We start from the raw sequence: 3,325 nt of genomic DNA on the forward strand, positions 1-3,325 counted from the left end.
AAGTCAGGCACAATCAAAGCCTACGAGGAGAAAAAACAAGCCTTTTGTCAGCAGTCACCGGAGGCGTGTAAACAAACCGGGGAAATTATCAGCGTTGGTACTGACTTCGTGCCCGTTATCGGGGATATCAAAGGCTTTGTCGAGGCTGAGAGCGCATTAGATTATCTGGTCGCCGCGATAGCGATTATTCCCGGTGCAGGTGATGCCGCCGGGAAAACTATCAAGGCGGTAGAAAAAGCTTTACAGAAAGGTGACGTTGGAGAAGCGTCTAAACTGATCAATAAGGCCAGTGATGAAATTACATCAATCTCACGCCCCGGTCACAGAAAGTCAGAAATTGATGTCGGGAAAGATTTGGGTGATGGCTGGAGTGGTCAAGTGACTTTTAAAGAGGGTAAAGAAGTCCCCTACGGCACTAAAGGCAGCGTTCGCCCAGACTGGTGTCAAGGCAATGTTTGCAGTGTTGAAGTAAAAAATTATAACATTGCAACGAATAAAAATGGCCTGATTAATAATATTGTCAAGCAGGTGATTGAGCGGCAGAAGAATCTCCCTGCGGGAATGGAACAACGGATAGTTATTGATGTTCGAGGGCAAACAATGACATTTCAGCAAGAGGCTGCTATCAGAAAAGGTATTGTTGAAAAATCTAACGGCATGATTAGTGCCTCATCAATTAGGTTCAAGACAGAATGAGAAATATAGGATTTAGCGGTGGAAGTTCTACAAAAGAGCTTGGAACGATCAGTGATGTTGTATTGTTTTTTGAATGTTTGAAACTCTTAGTTGAACGGAAATATCCAGAACAAAACTGGAATCTTTTAACAGACAGGCTTTATAAGCGCTATTTACGTCAAGAAGAGGTAGAGGATGCTAAGGCTCAGATGGAACAAGTACGTCAATTATTTATGAGTTTGCCAAGTTCATCAGTTGAATGGGACACGGTAAGATTGGTTAATGTTGAAGAAAGCAGATTGGATCTTAGCTTCCCTATGTTATCAGACGTATTTTTTCGTTATTTTGACGCTTTCTCATATTGTATTGAATCTGCAAAGGTAAATTATGAGGAATTTAAATCATATCCAGACTACAAGTACGAACCTGTAAAAGTAGTTATTACTGATATGCCTTTGTATATGGAAGATCAATATCGTTCTTTAGAAGAATACGATGCCTTAAGCCCAGATGATCCACCATTCTGGTTACGTTAAAAAAGCTCCCGGCCTTATGAACCGCACCCCCAAAAGTTAGATACTAACTGATTAAGGTGCAGTTCATCCATTCGGGGACTATATTCTTTTATTTTTATGACAACTGGTTTGCCAGCATAAGAACCGAGTTGTTCCAGTCAGAACCTTTTAATGGTGAGTTGAGGTCTGGGCACTATTAGCCATACCCCGGAAGGCGCTTACAGTGCGGCTAACAGTGCAGAGTTGGTCTATCGCAATAACATGACTGAGCATATGTTGTATCAGTTATCGGTAGATAATCAAAAAGATATCTTGGCGGCGGATAAAGCGGCGAAAGGGCGCATAACTGCGCGGCGGAATGCAGCGATTGCCGTCACCTCCGTGGCGGCTATGCGCTGGTTTATGGCGGTCATATACTGATTGCGGGCTCGGCTGAAATGGCAACGGCAGGGCGTATTGCGCTGGAAGGCTGTAAAGCCAATCCGGCGCTGTGCCTGAATAACGTGGGGATTTTTGTTGCTGATGCGGTTGCGCCGGAAGCGGCTGTTGGGACCGGTGCTTTGGCGGCTGGAGCGGTAAAAGTATTAGGTAACAGCAAAGAAGGGGCGAAAAATCTGGCAGAAGAGTTGAGTCATGCCTCAGAACCGCTGTTAAGAAATGCTAAACCTGATACCCATGCCGTAGCTAGTTTGATTGAAAATGAGAAAGTGTATGTTGGAAAGGGGGTGACAACTGTTACATACCCTGATGGCATGAGTTTTCAGATCAATCAGCCAAAGCATTTAGCAACTGTAGATGGATTTACCCAAAAATCAGGAATTGCGGGCGGGCACAATGCAGATGTTTTTTATAGTGTTGTAAAAGACAAAGGAATACAAATCGTCAGTGAAACGCCTACTGGTGTTAATGGAATAACTCATATCGAATATAGAGTACCTGCTAAAGATGCTGCTGGGAATTTTACAGGAACTCACAAAGGTAATGGTTCAAAACCATTTGAAAAGACTATCTATGATCCCAAAATTTTTACTGATCGGAAAATGTTAGAGTTAGGTCAACAAGCTGCTGTCAGTGGTTACAAACAAGCTATAGCTAGAGGTCAACAAGCATATGATGCTACAGCAGATGGTGTTACATTTAGGGTATATATTGATAAGAAAACAGGTGGGATAAGTAATTTTCATCCAAAATAGGACATATAAATGAAATTTTTATTTGAGCTACCTTATGATCATTCTAATTCTGACTGGATCATAAAAAGCTATTTTGACCTTATGTATAATGACGAGCGTTTTTTAGATGCCTTAGAAAATATTGTTCAAAAAGAGTCTTTTATGTTAGATGGTGTATATTGTTTTTTCCCTGACATGAATAGTGAAGATGAATATTTTGAAGGTGTACAGTTTGCTGTTGGTTATCCGCCAACTGATGAAGATACAATAACAGTCAGTGAAGAAATCTGTTATCACTATGTCAGATTGGTCTGTGAAAAGTATCTCGAGTTTCATCCAGAAGATACGGATAAGGTTAATGAGTTGCTGACAAAAATTCCAAAATAAAGTCAATCCCCTCGATCATATGATCGGGGGAAATTATTTTTATTAACTTTTAGAGCTGACACGCAAGTTCAATAATTAGCTGATCATCTTTTCGGTTAAATCCATGCTTGGCGGCTGAATTAGCCGCCATCACCATGGAAAGCCGGCTATTTGAACCGGCGTATAAGAATGAAACAGAACGGCAAATTCATAAACTTCAGGAAGCGCTGACGGGTAATGAAGCTAAGGCCCAGACGGCTAAATTTATCGGGGCGTTATCAGGTGCCCTGATTAGTCATACCCCGGAAGGCGCTTACAGTGCGGCAAACAGCGCGGAGCTTGTCTATCGTAACAACATGACTGAGCAYATGTTGTATCAGTTATCGGCAGATAATCAAAAAGATATCTTGGCGGCGGAAAAAGGGGATAAAGCGGCGGAAGAGCGCATAACTGCGCGGCGGAATGCCGCGATTGCCGTCACCGCCGTGGCGGCAGGCGGCTATGCGCTGGTTTATGGCGGTCATATACTGATTGCGGGCTCGGCTGAAATGGCAACGGCAGGGCGTATTGCGCTGGAAGGCTGTAAAGCCAATCCGG

At 42.9% G+C, this 3,325-nt stretch carries 5 protein-coding genes and 1 pseudogene; all 6 read left to right on the forward strand.

Annotation, left to right across the window (positions count from 1 at the left end):
- The coding region (locus D3222_RS23975; RefSeq protein WP_369973538.1) for a hypothetical protein at positions 1 to 696 on the forward strand (696 nt) is incomplete at its 5' end.
- Positions 693 to 1,211 (forward strand): hypothetical protein, encoded by a 519-nt coding sequence (locus D3222_RS23980; RefSeq protein ID WP_118988293.1) that lies wholly within the window; start codon positions 693 to 695, stop codon positions 1,209 to 1,211. The genes D3222_RS23975 and D3222_RS23980, both read left to right, overlap by 4 nt.
- 240 nt (positions 1,212 to 1,451) lie before the next feature.
- Complete coding sequence (locus D3222_RS25340; protein ID WP_157975436.1) at positions 1,452 to 1,610, forward strand: hypothetical protein; 159 nt, start codon at positions 1,452 to 1,454, stop codon at positions 1,608 to 1,610.
- Positions 1,611 to 1,627: 17 nt separating this feature from the next.
- Complete coding sequence (locus D3222_RS26565; RefSeq protein WP_118988294.1) at positions 1,628 to 2,383, forward strand: CdiA family toxin C-terminal domain-containing protein; 756 nt, start codon at positions 1,628 to 1,630, stop codon at positions 2,381 to 2,383.
- A gap of 9 nt (positions 2,384 to 2,392) precedes the next feature.
- Positions 2,393 to 2,749: a ribonuclease toxin immunity protein CdiI gene (gene cdiI, locus D3222_RS23990; RefSeq protein WP_118988295.1), complete on the forward strand. Its 357-nt coding sequence runs from the start codon at positions 2,393 to 2,395 to the stop codon at positions 2,747 to 2,749.
- Between the two features lie 107 nt (positions 2,750 to 2,856).
- Positions 2,857 to 3,325 (forward strand): annotated as a pseudogene (locus D3222_RS23995) (DUF637 domain-containing protein); the annotation flags it as partial.

The sequence above is a fragment of the Photorhabdus sp. CRCIA-P01 genome, assembly GCF_003545805.1.
Taxonomy (GTDB): domain Bacteria; phylum Pseudomonadota; class Gammaproteobacteria; order Enterobacterales; family Enterobacteriaceae; genus Photorhabdus; species Photorhabdus antumapuensis.